The sequence below is a fragment of the Acidovorax sp. SRB_24 genome (genome assembly GCF_012931925.1).
The window spans coordinates 66512-80379 of the sequence record NZ_MWOM01000010.1 but is presented as its reverse complement, the minus strand read 5'-3'; the positions used below and the strand labels follow the sequence as shown (position 1 = coordinate 80379).

General features: G+C 70.4%; 10 protein-coding genes. 4 read left to right on the top strand and 6 right to left on the bottom strand.

The features are described from left to right. Nucleotides 1-13 precede the first annotated feature (13 nt). Complete coding sequence (locus B2J89_RS05480; protein ID WP_169168221.1) at nt 14-829, top strand: alpha/beta fold hydrolase; 816 nt, start codon at nt 14-16, stop codon at nt 827-829. Between the two features lie 15 nt (nt 830-844). Here the strand turns inward: B2J89_RS05480 and B2J89_RS05475 are convergent, their stop codons facing one another. The 6 genes from B2J89_RS05475 to B2J89_RS05450 are packed head-to-tail and all read right to left on the bottom strand — an operon-like array spanning nt 845 to nt 11753. Continuing rightward, the gene (locus tag B2J89_RS05475) at nt 845-1813 is read right to left on the bottom strand and encodes a MipA/OmpV family protein (protein WP_169168220.1); all 969 of its coding nucleotides are present in this window, start codon (nt 1811-1813) and stop codon (nt 845-847) included. 7 nt (nt 1814-1820) lie between these two features. Beyond that, a complete protein-coding gene (locus B2J89_RS05470; protein WP_169168219.1) occupies nt 1821-2648 on the bottom strand; it encodes an undecaprenyl-diphosphate phosphatase in 828 nt (275 codons plus the stop codon). Between the two features lie 46 nt (nt 2649-2694). Continuing rightward, nucleotides 2695-4140, bottom strand: coding sequence for an efflux transporter outer membrane subunit (locus tag B2J89_RS05465; RefSeq protein ID WP_169168218.1), 1446 nt, complete (start codon nt 4138-4140; stop codon nt 2695-2697). A gap of 12 nt (nt 4141-4152) precedes the next feature. Beyond that, complete coding sequence (locus tag B2J89_RS05460; RefSeq protein ID WP_169168217.1) at nt 4153-7332, bottom strand: efflux RND transporter permease subunit; 3180 nt, start codon at nt 7330-7332, stop codon at nt 4153-4155. Then, nucleotides 7329-10433: an efflux RND transporter permease subunit gene (locus B2J89_RS05455; protein ID WP_169168216.1), complete on the bottom strand. Its 3105-nt coding sequence runs from the start codon at nt 10431-10433 to the stop codon at nt 7329-7331. Before B2J89_RS05455 ends, B2J89_RS05460 begins: the two co-directional genes overlap by 4 nt. Before the next feature lie 15 nt (nt 10434-10448). Further along, the gene (locus tag B2J89_RS05450) at nt 10449-11753 is read right to left on the bottom strand and encodes an efflux RND transporter periplasmic adaptor subunit (RefSeq protein WP_169168215.1); all 1305 of its coding nucleotides are present in this window, start codon (nt 11751-11753) and stop codon (nt 10449-10451) included. A gap of 264 nt (nt 11754-12017) precedes the next feature. On the opposite strand from B2J89_RS05450, the gene B2J89_RS05445 reads away from it, so the two are divergent. The 3 genes from B2J89_RS05445 to B2J89_RS05435 are packed head-to-tail and all read left to right on the top strand — an operon-like array spanning nt 12018 to nt 13867. Then, on the top strand, nt 12018-12428 hold the full coding sequence (locus B2J89_RS05445) for a DUF2306 domain-containing protein (RefSeq protein ID WP_169168214.1): 411 nt from the start codon (nt 12018-12020) through the stop codon (nt 12426-12428). 42 nt (nt 12429-12470) lie between these two features. Beyond that, nucleotides 12471-12767 carry a 2TM domain-containing protein gene (locus tag B2J89_RS05440; RefSeq protein ID WP_169168213.1) on the top strand — a complete coding sequence of 99 codons (297 nt, stop codon included), beginning with the start codon at nt 12471-12473 and terminating at the stop codon, nt 12765-12767. A gap of 44 nt (nt 12768-12811) precedes the next feature. After that, nucleotides 12812-13867: a sensor histidine kinase gene (locus B2J89_RS05435; RefSeq protein ID WP_205763718.1), complete on the top strand. Its 1056-nt coding sequence runs from the start codon at nt 12812-12814 to the stop codon at nt 13865-13867. The last annotated feature ends 1 nt before the right edge of the window (nt 13868 follow it).

The window sequence follows — 13868 nt, the reverse complement described above, 5'->3', positions numbered from 1 at the left end:
CGGCCCCCTGTCCATGACCCAGATCGTCTTTTCGCACGGCAACAGCTTTCCGGCCGGCACCTACCGGCTGCTGTTCGATCACCTGCGCCAGCGCGGCTTTGGCGTTAGCGCCGTGGACCGCTTTGGCCACGACCCGCAGTACCCCGTGACCAGCAACTGGCCGCACCTGGTGCAGCAGCTGGCCGACTTTGCCGCCGCGCAGGTGCAGGCATTGCACGAACCGGTGTACCTCGTGGGCCACTCGCTCGGCGGCATCCTGAGCGTGATGGCGGCTGCCCGCCACCCGCAGCTGGTGCGCGGCGTGCTGATGCTCGACTCGCCGCTGATCGGCGGCTGGCGCGCCACCACCGTGGGCATGGCCAAGCGCGCGCAGGTGGTGGGCGCCGTCTCGCCCGGCCGCGTGAGCCGCCAGCGCCGCATGAGCTGGGCCAGCAACGAGGAGGCGCTCGAGCACTTTCGCAAGAAAAAGGCCTTTGCGCACTGGCACCCGCAGATGCTGCAGGACTATGTGGAGCACGGCCTGCACGACGAAGGCGGCCGCCGCGTGCTGGGCTTTGACCGCGCCGTGGAAACCGCCATCTACAACACCTTGCCGCACAACCTGGGCAGCCTGCTGCGCCAGAGCCCGCTGCGCTGCCCTGCGGCCTTCATTGGCGGGATCGCGTCGGTCGAGATGCGCCAGGTCGGCATGGCACTGACGCAGCGGGTGACGGCGGGTCGCATCACGATGCTCGACGGCGGCCACCTGTTTCCGATGGAGCAGCCCCTGGCCACGGCGGCGGCCATCGAGGCGTCGCTGCTGAATCTGGCCGCGCTGCCCCGCGCCTGAGCCCAGGCGCAGCGCTCAGCGGCAGCAGCGGTAGGCCACTCCGGCAGAAACGCTGTACGACGTGGCGCGCACGGTGAGCGGGCTGCGGCGCGCATCGCCGCGCAGCTGCGAAACGCCCACGCCGCCAAAGGCCACCCAGTGGCGGTTGAGCGCCACCATCAGGTCCATGCCCGCATCCACCCCGTACAGGCCGCCGCCCGGGTCAAAGAAAGGCAGAGGACTGGTCGTGCCGGCGGCCGAGGCCGGCACGCCAAAACGGCCGCGCATGTAGGTGCCGTCGGCAAATGCCGCACCCACGCCCATGCCCAGTTGGGTTTGCGCCGTGATCGGCAAGACATAGCGCAGGCCGACATTGCCCTGCGCGCCACCGCTGCGGCCCAGCAGGTCTTGCGACAGGCCCGCGCCCAGGGACCAGCGCTCGCTCAGGGCGTAGCCCAAGCCCAGGCGGCCGCGCAGGGTGGAGCGCACTTCGGGCAGTCCGGCCAGCCGCAGGGCGTCGGCGCTGCTGCGTCCACCGTCGATGCGCAGCGACGCACTGAAGCTCAAGCGCTCGCGCTGCGCCAGGGTGACGCTGGCGCCGCCCTCGCGCGATTCGATGCCGTAACCCATGAGGGAGCTGCCGCGCGACGAGCTCAGGCGAAAGCGTCCGTATTGCAGCGCCAGCACTGGCCGCAACGCGGTCTTGCGCTCGTCGCTGCCGGTGTACGCGGGACCCAGGCCCACCGCCGCACCGAGCACATAGTTGAGGCGGTTCGCTGCGCCCTCCGGCACCACCGGGTCCGGGCCGGGGTCGGGCACGGCCCGCAGCTCGGGGGGCAGGTCAGCAGCCGGCGCGATGGCCAGCACGGGCCCCGGCCCCTGCCCGGGCGCCGCCTCGGCCCCGCCCTGCGCCTGCGCCTGCGCGGACAGCCATCCCCCCAATCCGGCCGCCAGGCAGGCGGCCACGCCGGCAGCGCGGCGGGCGGAGGGGATGGAGGCGTTCATGGCCGCATTATGAGTCCGCCCAGCGCACCCAGCCCATCCACGCCGTGACGAGCACCACGACGCCAAAAACGATGCGGTAGTAGGCAAAGGCGACAAAGCTGTGCGTGCTGATGTAGCGCAGCAGCCAGCGCACGCACAGCCAGGCACTCAGGAACGAGAACAGCAGGCCGATGGCGAAGATCGGCAGATCGCTGGCAGACAGCAGGGCGCGCTCTTTGTAGAGGCTGTACACGCCGGCGCCGATCAGCGTCGGGATGGCCAGGAAGAACGAATAGTCGGTCGCCGCCTTGCGCGAGAGCCCCAGCACCATGCCGCCTATGATGGTGGCGCCGCTGCGGCTGGTGCCCGGCACCATGGCCAGGCACTGCACCAGGCCCACCTTCAGCGCATCGAGCGGCGTCATGTCGTCCACTTCCGGCACGCGCGTGGCGGTCGCCGGGCGCCGCTCGGCCCACAGGATGATGAAGCCGCCGACGATGAAGGTGCTGGCGACCACCACCGGGGTGAACAGATGCTCCTTGATGGCCTTGCCGAACAGCAGCCCCAGCACCACGGCGGGCAGGAATCCGATCAGCACATTGAGCGCAAAGCGCTGCGCCTGCCGCTCGGTTGGCAGCGCCACCAGCGTGGCCCGGAGCTTTTGCCAATAGACCAGGATCACCGCGAAGATGGCGCCGGTCTGGATGGCGATGTCGAACACCTTGGCCTTGGCATCGTCGAACCCGAGCAGCGAGCCCGCCAGGATCAGGTGCCCGGTCGAGGAAATGGGCAGAAATTCGGTCAGACCCTCGACCACTCCCATGATGGCGGCCTTGCCCCACAACACAACGTCCACTGGTACTCCTTGAAATAAGTGGTGGGATTATCCGCGTGCGCGCGGCTCACGCAGGCGCACCGCCCCACGGCGCCTGCCAGCCGCCGCCCAGCGCCTGCACCAGGCTGGCCGCGGCCAACTGCCGGCTGACCTGCAACTGGAGCAAGGCGCGGCGCGCCGACAGCGCCGACACCTGGGCCGTCACCACCTCGGTGTAGCTGACCTGGCCTTCGCGGTAGCGGTTGAGCAGTTGCTGCTCGGTGCGCTCGGCGGCAAACACCGCTTCCTGGCGCAGCGGCTCCTGCTCCTGCAGTGTGCGCAGCGCGCTGAGCTGGTCTTCGACGCTCTGGAAGGCGGTCAGCACCGTCTGGCGGTACAGCGCCACCTTGGCGTCACGGCCCGCCTCGGCGCCCTGCACGCGCGCGGCAATGGCGCCGGCATCGAACAGCGTCTGCGCGACCGAAACGCCCAGCGACCACACGGCGCCCGACGCCCCGAACAGCCCGCTGACGCTGGAGCCAGTGCGCCCGAGCGAGGCGCTCAGGCTCACGCTGGGAAAGTAGGCCGAGCGCTGCACGCCCACCTGCGCATTGGCCGCCGCCACCGCACGCTCTGCCGCAGCAATGTCGGGCCGGCGCTGCAGCAGCGTCGACGGAATGCCGGGCGGCACCGCGGGCACCGTGGTCTCCCACGGCGCCGGGGGCAGCGAAAAATCGGCCGGGGCCACGCCGGTCAGCACGGCCACCGCGTGCTCGAAACGGGCACGGTTCTGCCGCGCCGTCGCCAGGTCGGCGAGCGCGTTGGCACGCTGCGTCTGCGCCTGCAGCACATCGGTGCGAGCGACCACGCCGGCGGCGTAGCGGTTCTGCGTGATCTGCAGGCTGCGCTCGTAGCCCTCCACCGTGGCCAGCAGCAGGGCGATTTCGGCATCGGCCTCGCGCAACTGGAAGTAGGCCGCCACCAGCGCGCCGACCGCCGACAGGCGCGCGGATGCGAGGTCGGCCTCGCTCGCCTGCGCGCCGGCCGCGGCGCTGTCCACCGCGCTCCCCAGCCGCCCCCACAGGTCGGGCGCCCAGTCCGCCCCCAACGCCGCCTGCACGGCCGTGCCGCTGCGGCTGCTGCCGCCGCCGCCCGCGCGCGATGCGCCGGCCGACGCCCCCAGCGACGGAAACAGCGCCGCGCGCTGCTCGCGCACCAGGGCCTGCGCCTGGGCATAAGCGGCCACGGCGGCGGCGATGTTCTGGTTGGACAGCTGCACCTGCACGGCCAGGCGGTTGAGTTCGGCGTCCTGGAACAGCGTCCACCAGGGCCCGCGGTCGAGCGCATCGGCGGGGGCGGCGGGCTGCCACAGGGCCCCGGCCTCCTTGAACGCGACGGGGGTGGCGATGCCGGGGCGCTGGTACACCGGTGCCACGGAGCAGGCGGTAAGCGCCAGCGCCAGCGCCAGGCTGGACAGGCGCGCCGTGCGGGTGGCATAGGCCCTGGGCGGGAGAAGGCTTGCGTGAACAATCATGGGGGCTTTGCGTCAGGGGACCGCAGGGCTGCTCGAAGCGGTGCGGCTCAGTTGTTGTTCGTTGGGGGCGGGACGGCGCAGCTTGTCGAGCAGCACATAGACCACCGGCGTGGTCAGCAATGTCAGCAGCTGGCTGGCCACGAGGCCGCCGATGATGGCCACGCCCAGCGGCTGGCGCAGCTCGGACCCCTGGCCAAAGCCGATGGCCAGCGGCAAGGCGCCCAGCGCCGCCGCCAGGGTGGTCATGAGGATGGGCCGAAAGCGCAGCATGCAGGCCTCGCGCACGGCGGCCAGCGCCGTGAGGCCTTGGGCGCGCTCGGCCTCCAGCGCGAAGTCGATGATCAGGATCGCGTTTTTCTTCACGATGCCGATCAGCAGGAACACCCCGATCAGCGCAATGATGGTGAATTCCATCTTGAACAGCAGCAGTGCCAGCACCGCCCCGACGCCGGCCGAGGGCAGCGTGGTGAGCACCGTGAGCGGGTGGATCAGGCTCTCGTAGAGCACGCCAAGCACGATGTAGATCACCACCAGCGCCGCCAGGATCAGGAACAGCTGCTGCCCCTGCGACTGCTGAAAGCTCAGCGCCGTGCCCTGGAAGCTGCCGCGCACATTGGTGGGCATGGCAATGTCGGCCTCGGCCTGCGCAATGATCTGGCGCGCCTGGCCGAGCGAGGTGTTGGCCTCCAGATTGAAGGAGATGGTGGTGGCCAGCTCGCCGTCCTGGTGGTTGACCGAGGTCGGTGAGGCCCGCTCCACCACCCGCGCGATGGCGCTGAGCGGCACCATGGTGGACGGCGTATTGCTCAGCACCTGCCCGGTGGACGCCCCGCGCTGGCCCGGGTTGGCGGCCATGCCCACCGTGCCTGCGGGGTTGGCGGCGACAAAGATGTCGCCGAGCGCGGGCGGACCCTTGGTGTATTCGGGCGCCCATTCCATGATCACGGAATACTGGTTCAGTTCGCTGTAGATCGTGGCCACCGTGCGCTGGCCAAAGGCGTTGTAGAGCGCACTGTTCACTGCTGCGGCGCTGACGCCCAGGCGCGAAGCGCTGGCGCGGTCCACCTCGACATAGGTCTCGACGCCGTTGTCGGCCTGGTCGGTGTCCACATCGGTGAGCAGCGTTTCCTGGCGCAAGCGGTCGGCCAGGCGCGTGGCCCACAGCCGCATGTCGGCCAGGTTGTCGCTTTGCAGGGTGTACTGGTAGCTGGAGTTGCTTGAGCGCCCGCCCATGCGCAGGTCCTGCACCGGGTTCAGGAACACGCGCAGACCGGTGATCTGGTTGAGCTGTGGGCGCAGCCGGTCGATGACGGCCGGCGTGCCGTCGCTGCGCTGCCCCACGGGCTTCAAGTTGACGAACATGAAGCCGCCGCCGGCGCGGCTGCCGCCGGAAAAGCCCACCACCGTGTCCACGGCCGGGTCCTTGCGGATGATGTCGACCGCCTGGCGCAGCTTGCGCGCCAGGGCATCGGACGAGATGCTCTGGTCGGCCCGCAGGCCCGCATTGAGCTGGCCGTTGTCCTGCTGCGGGAAGTAGCCCTTGGGGATCTTGGCGAACAGGTAGACGTTGAGCCCGATCACGGCCAGCAGGACCAGCAGCACCAGCGCCTTGCTGGCCAGCGCCCAGTCGAGCGCGTGGCCGTAGCCGCGCAGCATGGCGTTGTAGCCGCGCTCGGCCCAGCGCGACAGCGCCGACGGCGGCTTGTCCTGTCCGGGCGCGCGCAGCAGCCACGCGCACATCATGGGCGTGGTGGTGAGCGACACCACGAGCGAGATCATGACCGCTGCCGACAAGGTGATGGCGAACTCGCGGAACAGCCGTCCCACCTGCCCTTCCATGAACAACAGCGGAATGAACACGGCCACCAGCGACAGGCTGATCGACAGCACCGTGAAACCGACCTCGCGCGCGCCCTGCAGCGCCGCCGCCATGCGGTCCATGCCGGCCTCGATGTGGCGCGTGGTGTTCTCGAGCACCACGATGGCGTCGTCGACCACGAAGCCGGTGGCCACGGTGAGCGCCATCAGGCTCAGGTTGTTGAGGCTGAACCCGAGCAGGTACATGATGGCGAAGGTGCCCAGCAGCGACACCACGGTGGCCACCGCCGGGATCACCGTGGCGCGCGCCTTGCGCAAGAACAGCCCGACCACCAGCACCACGAGCGCGATGGAGGCCATCAGCGTGAACTCGATTTCGCGCAGCGACGCGCGGATGGAGTTGGTGCTGTCCGACGCCACGGCGATGTGGATGTCCTGGGGCAGCTGCGCCTGCAGTTCGGGCAGCAGGGCACGCACGCCGTCCACGGTCTCGATGATGTTGGCGCCGGGCTGGCGCGTGACCAGCACGATGATGGCCGGCTCGCCGTTGAACAGGCCCAGGGTGCGCGTGTTCTCGACCCCATCGATCACCCGCGCCACATCGCCCAGGCGCACGGCCGCGTCGTTGCGCCAGGCCACCACCAGCGCGGCGTACTGCGCTGCCTTGCGGGCGGGGTCGGGGGTGTAGATCTGCAGGCGCCGGCCATCGCCTTCGATGGCGCCCTTGGGGCGGTTGGCGTTCGAGGCCTGGATGGCGGCGCGCACGTCTTCGGTGCTGATGCCGTAGCGGTTCAGCGCAAAGGGCAGCAGCTCAACGCGCACGGCGGGCAGCGAGCCGCCGCCGATCTCGACCTCGCCCACGCCCTCGACCTGCGAGAGGCGCTGGCTCACGATGTTGGAGACCGCGTCGTAGATGGCGCCCGGCGAGCGCGTGGGCGAAGTCAGCGCCAGGATGACCACGGGTGCATCGGCCGGGTTGCGCTTGCGGTACGTGGGGTTGCTGCGCAGCGTGGCCGGCAGGTCAACGCGCGCGGCGTTGATGGCGGCCTGCACTTCGCGCGCGGCGCTGTCGATGTTGCGGCTCAAATCGAACTGCAGGCTCACGCGCGCCGAGCCGTTGGAGCTGCTCGACGTCATCTCATTGACGCCGGCAATGATGCCCAGGCGGCGTTCGAGCGGCGTCGCCACGCTGGTGGCCATGGTTTCGGGGCTGGCGCCCGGCAGCGACGCCGACACCGAGATCGCCGGGTAGTCCACCTGCGGCAGCGGCGAGACCGGCAACAGGAAGAACGCGGCAATGCCCGCCAGCGCCAGGCCGATGGTCAGCAGCACCGTGGCTACGGGCCGCTCGACGAACGGGCGCGACAGGTTCATGGCGCTGCCCCGTGCTGCACGGGCGCTTGCGCCGTGCCGTGGCCCGTCCAACGCCGGCCCAGGCGGTCAAACGCCAGGTAGATGACGGGCGTGGTGAACAGCGTGAGCAGCTGGCTCAGGACCAGGCCGCCAAAAATGGCCAGGCCCAGCGGGCGCCGCAGCTCGGCGCCGTCGCCCCAACCCAGCATCAGCGGCAGCGCAGCAAACAGGGCGGCCAGCGTGGTCATCAGGATCGGACGAAAGCGCAGCAGCGCCGCCTGGTGGATGGCCTCCTGCGGGCCCATGCCCTGGTGGCGCTCGGCGTCGATGGCGAAGTCGATCATCATGATGGCGTTCTTCTTGACGATCCCGATCAGCAGGATGATGCCGATGATGCCGATCACTCCGAGGTCATTGCCCGAGACCATCAGCGCCAGCAGCGCGCCCACGCCGGCCGAGGGCAGCGTGGACAGGATGGTCAGCGGGTGGATGTAGCTCTCGTACAGCACCCCGAGCACGATGTAGACGCACACCATGGCCGCCAGGATCAGCCAGAGCTGGCTGGAGAGCGATTTTTCATAGGCGCCGGCCGCACCCAGAAACTCGATCGACAGCGCGGCGGGCATGCCCATGTCGCGCGCCGCCACCTTGATCGCGTCCACCGCGTGGCCCAGCGACACGCCTGCGGCCTTGTCGAAGCCCAGCGTGGCCGCCGGGTACTGCGCCACCCGCGTGATCTGCAGCGGGGCCAGCTGCTCGCGGATGGTGGCCACCGCATTCAGCGGGGTGGCGCCGCCGCCGCTGCGCAGTTGCAGCGTGCCCAGCGCGGCGGGGGAGTCGAGATGCTCCTGCTGCGCTTCAAGGATCACCCGGTACTGGTTGGTTTCCGTGAAGATCGTCGAGACGATGCGCTGGCCGAACGCGCTGTAGAGCGTGTCGTCCACCGCGCTGGCGGTGACCGACAGGCGCGAGGCCGTGTTGCGGTCGATGTCCACATAGGCCGACAGGCCTTGCGCGTCCGCATCGGTGGTGGCGTTGCGCACCTCGGGCACGCTGTGCAGGCGCTCGACGAGCTTGCGCGTCCATTCGTTGACCTGCGCCGCGTCCACGCCGCCGATCGAGAGGCGGTATTCCGTGGGCCCCGTTTCGGTGTCGATGGTCAGGTCCTGCGTGGGCTGCAGGTACAGCGTGACACCGGCCACGGCCTGCACGCGTTCGCGCAGACGCTGCATGGTGGCCTCCTGCGCGCCGCGCACAGGCTTCAAGTTGATGAGCATGCGTCCCGAGTTGAGCATGGTGTTGTTGGCCGCATCGACGCCGATGAAGGAGCTGAGCGACTGCACCTCGGGGTCTTGCAGGATGGCGCGCGCAGCCGCCTGCTGCAGGGCCTCCATGCGCTCGTACGACACGTCCTGCGAAGCCACGATGCGCGCCTGCAGCTGGCCCGTGTCCTGCGTGGGGAACAGCCCCTTGGGAATCACCACGTAGAGCAGCACGGTGAGCGCCAGCGTGAACAGCGCCACCACCAGCGTCGCGCCCTGGTGGCGCAGCACCCACTGCAGCCAGCGGTCGTAGCGGACCACCACGCGGTCGAAACCGCGCTGGATGGCGCCGCCCACACCGCGTGCGGCCGCGCCGTGCGGCTCGCTGCGCAGCCAGCGCGCCGACATCATGGGCACCAGCGTGAGGGAGACCACGGCCGAGATCAGGATGGTGATGGCCAGCGTGACCGCAAACTCGCGGAACAGCCGCCCCACCACATCGCTCATGAACAGCAGCGGAATCAGCACCGCGATCAGCGACACGGTGAGCGAGATGATGGTGAAGCCGATCTGCGTGGCGCCCTTGAGCGCGGCCTGGAACGGCGGCTCGCCCTCCTCCAGGTAGCGCGCGATGTTCTCGATCATCACGATCGCGTCATCGACCACGAAGCCGGTGGCAATCGTCAGCGCCATCAGGCTCAGGTTGTTGAGCGAGTAGCCCAGCAGGTACATCAGTCCGCAGGTGCCGATCAGCGAGATCGGCACCGCCAGGCTGGCGATCACCGTGGCGCGCAGGCTGTGCAGGAAGAAGAAGATCACCAGCACCACCATGGCCACCGCCAGCAGCAGTTCGACTTCGACGTGGTGGACCGAGGCGCGGATGCCCGTGGTGCGGTCGGACAGCACCTGCAGCTTGACCGACTGCGGCAGCGCGGCCTCCAGATCGGGCAGCTGCCGCTTGATGTTGTCGACGGTGGCGATCACGTTCGCGCCCGGCTGGCGCTGCACGTTCAGGATGATGGCCGGCGTCTCGTCGGCCCAGGCGCCCAGGCGGTTGTTTTCGGCGCTCTCGACCACGCGGGCCACGTTGACCATGCGCACCGGTGCGCCGTCCTTCCAGGAAATGATCAGGTTCTTGTAGTCATCGACGGTGAGCAACTGGTCGTTGGCGTTGATGGTGTAGGCGCGCTGCGGCCCGTCGAAGCTGCCCTTGGCGCTGTTGGCATTGGCGCTGGCGATGGCCGTGCGCAGCGTATCGAGGCCGATGCCGTACGAGGCCAGCGCCTTGGTGTCGGCCTGGATGCGCACGGCCGGGCGCTGCCCGCCCGCCAGCGTGACCAGTCCCACGCCCGGCACCTGGCTGATCTTCTGCGCCAGCCGGGTGTTGACGAGGTTCTGCACCTCGGTCAGCGGCAGCGCACCGGAGCTGATGGCCAGCGTGAGCACTGGCGCGTCGGCCGGGTTGACCTTGGCATACACCGGCGGCGCGGGCAGGTCGGTGGGCAGCAGCGACGCGCCGGCGTTGATGGCCGCCTGCACCTCCTGCTCGGCCACGTCCAGCGCCAGCCCCAGGCCGAACTGCAGCGTGACGATGGAGACCCCCGCCGCGCTGGTGGAGGCCATGCGCTCGAGCCCCGGCATCTGTCCGAACTGGCGCTCCAGCGGCGCGCTCACGGTGCGGCTCATGACCTCGGGGCTGGCGCCGGGGTACAGGGTCTGCACCTGGATCGTGGGGTAGTCGACCTCGGGCAGCGCCGACAGCGGCAGCAGGCGAAAGCCCACCAGGCCGGCCAGCACGATCGCTACCATCAGCAGCGCGGTGGCAACGGGTCTTTCGATGAACGGGCGGGACGGGCTCATGGCAAGCGGCCCGGCTCAGGGGTTCTGCGCCGGGCGCTGGCGGCGCTGGCCGCTGGCGGCGGCACCCGTGCCTGTTCCGGCCCCTGCGGCGCGCGCCCCGGCACCCTGCCCGCCCTGCCCGGGCAGCTGCACGGTGGCGCCGTCCTTGAGGCGGTCCCCGCCCTCTGTCACCACGCGCTCGCCCGCCTTGAGGCCGTCGGTGATGGCCATCTGGCCGCCGGCGGTCTGCCCGCGCTTTACCGGCCGCAGCGCCACCGTGCGGTCTTCGTTGATCACATAGACGAAGTCGCCATTGGCGCCGGTGCGCACCGCAGTCACAGGCACCACCACGGCCGACAGCGTGCGCAGCAGCAGCTGCACGTTCACGAACTGGTTCGGAAACAGCGCGCCGTCGGCGTTCTCGAAGCGCGCCTTCGCCTTGACGGTGCCGGTGGCCGTGTCCACGAGGTTGTCGAGCGTGGCAAAGCGCCCGCTGGCCAGCGCGCGCGTGCGCGCCCGGTCCCAGGCGGTGGCTGCCAGGGAGGCGGCGCCGGCGCTGGCCTGGATGTCCTGCACACGGTCCTGGGGCACGGAAAACTGCACATCGATCGGCGTGGTCTGGGTGATGGTCGCAATGCCGGTAGCGGTGCCCGAAGCCACGTAGTTGCCCGCGTCCACGCTGCGCAGTCCGATGCGCCCGGCCACCGGGGCGGTGATGCGCGTGTAGTCGAGGTTCAGGCGCGCGCTGCGCTCTTGCGCCAGGTCGGTCGTCACCGTGCCTTCGAGCTGCTTGACCAGCGCGGCCTGGGTGTCCACGTCCTGGCGCGCGATCGAGTCCTGCGACAGCAGGGTGCGGTAGCGCGCCAGCGTCAAGCGCGCGTTCTCCAGCTGGGCTTCGTCGCGCTGGCGCGTGCCCTGGGCCTGCAGCAGCGCCTGCTCGAAGGGGCGCGGGTCGATCCGCGCGACCAGCTGGCCCTTCTTGACCCACTGGCCTTCGGTGAACAGCACCTCGGTGAGCACTCCCGACACCTGGGGCCGCAGCGTCGCCGTGGTCACGGGCGTCACGGTGCCCAGCGCGTCGATCAGCACCGGAATGTCGGCTACCTTGGCCACGGCCGCGCCCACGGTCACCGTGGGCGCACGGCCACCGCCCGGCCCGCGGGGTGCGCCCCCGGCGTCGCCGTTGGCGCGCTGCACCAGGAACCAGGCCGCGCCCCCCAACACCGCCAGGGCCAGCAGCGCCAGCAGCGCCCCCAGCCAGCGGGCGCGCCGACCCGGCGGGCGGTGGCCGGGTGCGGGCGCGGGGGAAATGGAGGGCGCTTCGGGGTCGTGCGGATTCATGGCGGTCCTGTTCGTGTTCTGGGGGTGCAGTGCGTGCCGGCCCGGCATGCAACGCACCATCGTAGAACGACAAACCCGGCTTTGTTGCGACGCCATTGCGAAGATACGTAAACCTGGGGGCATCGGCGGGCCCGCAGCGCAGCGCCGCCACTGGCGCCGTGCCCGGGCGGTCCACGGCGCCGCGGCGGCATTTCGTCGCACGGCGCTGGCGCGCTGCGGCGCCCCTGGGCACAGTGCACAGCGTCACCTCGCCGAAAGACCGCCATGCCCATGACACCTGCCATCGCCATCCACCTCTGTGCCGCGCTGGCGGCCACGGCCCTCGGGCCCGTGGCGCTGTGGGCACGCCACGGCCGCACGCCGCGCCCACGCCTGCACCGTGCCTTTGGCTATGCCTGGGTCACGCTGATGCTGGCCACCGCACTGTCGGCCCTGTTCATCCGCGACCCCGCGCTGCCGAACATCGCCGGCTACACGCCCCTCCACCTGCTTGTGCCGCTGACACTGCTGGGCCTGGCGCTGGCCTTCCGGCACCTCGCACGGCGCAACATCGCGGGCCACCGCCAGGCCATGCAATGGACCTATGTGGGGGCCTGCCTCGTGGCCGGCGGCTTCACGCTGCTGCCCTCGCGCACCCTGGGCCGCCTGCTGTGGCCGCTGCTGCTGCCGGCCTGACGCCTTTTCCACCGCCCTTCCGCCACCTTGCGAGGACACGCCATGCACACCCCTTCTTCCCCCGATGCCATCGAGACCCTGGCACGCAAGCGCGCCGGCGCCCAGTTGGGCTGGATCGTCCATGCCTCCATCTACGTGGCGGTCAACCTGTTCCTGGCCGCGCTGTCGGCCCACCAGGGGCGCGCCTGGGCGCTGTTTCCCGCGCTCGGCTGGGGCCTGGGCCTGCTCGTCCACGGTGCGGCGGTCTGGCTGGCGCAGCCGGGCGGCACGCTGTACGCACGGCTGCTGGCGCGCGAGCGCACCCGCCTGCACAGCGCACGCCCCACCGACCGGCGCTGAGCCGCCCCACAATGGCGGGCACTTCCACCCGACGCGATTTCCGCATGCCGCATTTCGACCTTTCCGCACTGGCGCGCCACGGCCTGGTCACGACGGTGCTCTGCTGCCTCATCGCACTGGTGCTGGCGCTGGGGGGCCAGGGCGCCTGGGACGTGCAGTTGGCGTACGCCCTGTCGATCGGGCTGACCAGCTGGCTGGTCATTGACCTGGGCCGGCTGTGGCTGAGCCGGCACGCGGCCATTCCGTGGCCCGCGGGCTGGCGCGGCGGCGCCCTGGTGCTGGCCGGCATCGCCACCGGCATGGCCGTGGGCACGGCGCTGGGCAATGCCTACAGCGGCCGGCCCCTGGGCGGGCTGGACCTGTGGCAGCGCCACGGCGGCGCGGGCGCGCTGCTCATCACGGTGGCCGCCAGTGTCGGCATGTCGGTCTTTTTCTACCAGCGCGGCAAGTCGCAGCACCTGCAGGCGCAAATCGTCCAGGTGCAGCGCGACGCCGCCGAAGCCCGCCTCAAGCTGCTCGAAGCACAGCTGGAGCCGCACATGGTGTTCAACACCCTGGCCAATCTGCGCGCGCTGATCGCCACCGACCCCGTGCGTGCCCAGGACATGCTGGACCACCTGATCGACTACCTGCGCGCCACGCTCTCGGCTTCGCGCGTGCCGCTGCACCCGCTGGCCGAAGAATTCGAGCGCCTGCGCGACTACCTGGAGCTGATGGCCGTGCGCATGGGCGCGCGCCTGGCCTATGCGCTGGAGCTGCCCGACGATCTGCGCGCCGTGCCGGTGCCGCCGCTCCTGCTGCAGCCACTGGTCGAAAACGCGATCCGCCACGGGCTCGAACCCCAGGTGCAGGGCGGGCGCATCACCGTGCGCGCCAGCGTGATCTCTGGCGCGCCGCCCCGGCTGCGGCTGCAGGTGCAGGACAGCGGCGCGGGCCTTGGCCCACTCCCCGCACTCCCAGAGGCCCCGGGCCGCCACTTTGGCCTGGCCCAGGTGCGCGAACGCCTGGCCACGCTGCATGGCGCCGATGCCACTCTTGAATTGATAGCTGAAAGCGTAGGCGGGACCAACGCTACCATCACTTTTCCCTTGAAAACCTGAG

What these genes read in the sequence shown, in the direction of transcription:
- B2J89_RS05480 (WP_169168221.1), top strand. Translation starts at nt 14, where the DNA reads ATGACCCAGATCGTCTTTTCGCACGGCAACAGCTTTCCGGCCGGCACC.
- B2J89_RS05455 (WP_169168216.1), bottom strand. Translation starts at nt 10,433, where the DNA reads ATGAGCCCGTCCCGCCCGTTCATCGAAAGACCCGTTGCCACCGCGCTG.
- B2J89_RS05475 (WP_169168220.1), bottom strand. Translation starts at nt 1,813, where the DNA reads ATGAACGCCTCCATCCCCTCCGCCCGCCGCGCTGCCGGCGTGGCCGCC.
- B2J89_RS05440 (WP_169168213.1), top strand. Translation starts at nt 12,471, where the DNA reads ATGCACACCCCTTCTTCCCCCGATGCCATCGAGACCCTGGCACGCAAG.
- B2J89_RS05465 (WP_169168218.1), bottom strand. Translation starts at nt 4,140, where the DNA reads ATGATTGTTCACGCAAGCCTTCTCCCGCCCAGGGCCTATGCCACCCGC.
- B2J89_RS05445 (WP_169168214.1), top strand. Translation starts at nt 12,018, where the DNA reads ATGCCCATGACACCTGCCATCGCCATCCACCTCTGTGCCGCGCTGGCG.
- B2J89_RS05435 (WP_205763718.1), top strand. Translation starts at nt 12,812, where the DNA reads ATGCCGCATTTCGACCTTTCCGCACTGGCGCGCCACGGCCTGGTCACG.
- B2J89_RS05460 (WP_169168217.1), bottom strand. Translation starts at nt 7,332, where the DNA reads ATGAACCTGTCGCGCCCGTTCGTCGAGCGGCCCGTAGCCACGGTGCTG.
- B2J89_RS05450 (WP_169168215.1), bottom strand. Translation starts at nt 11,753, where the DNA reads ATGAATCCGCACGACCCCGAAGCGCCCTCCATTTCCCCCGCGCCCGCA.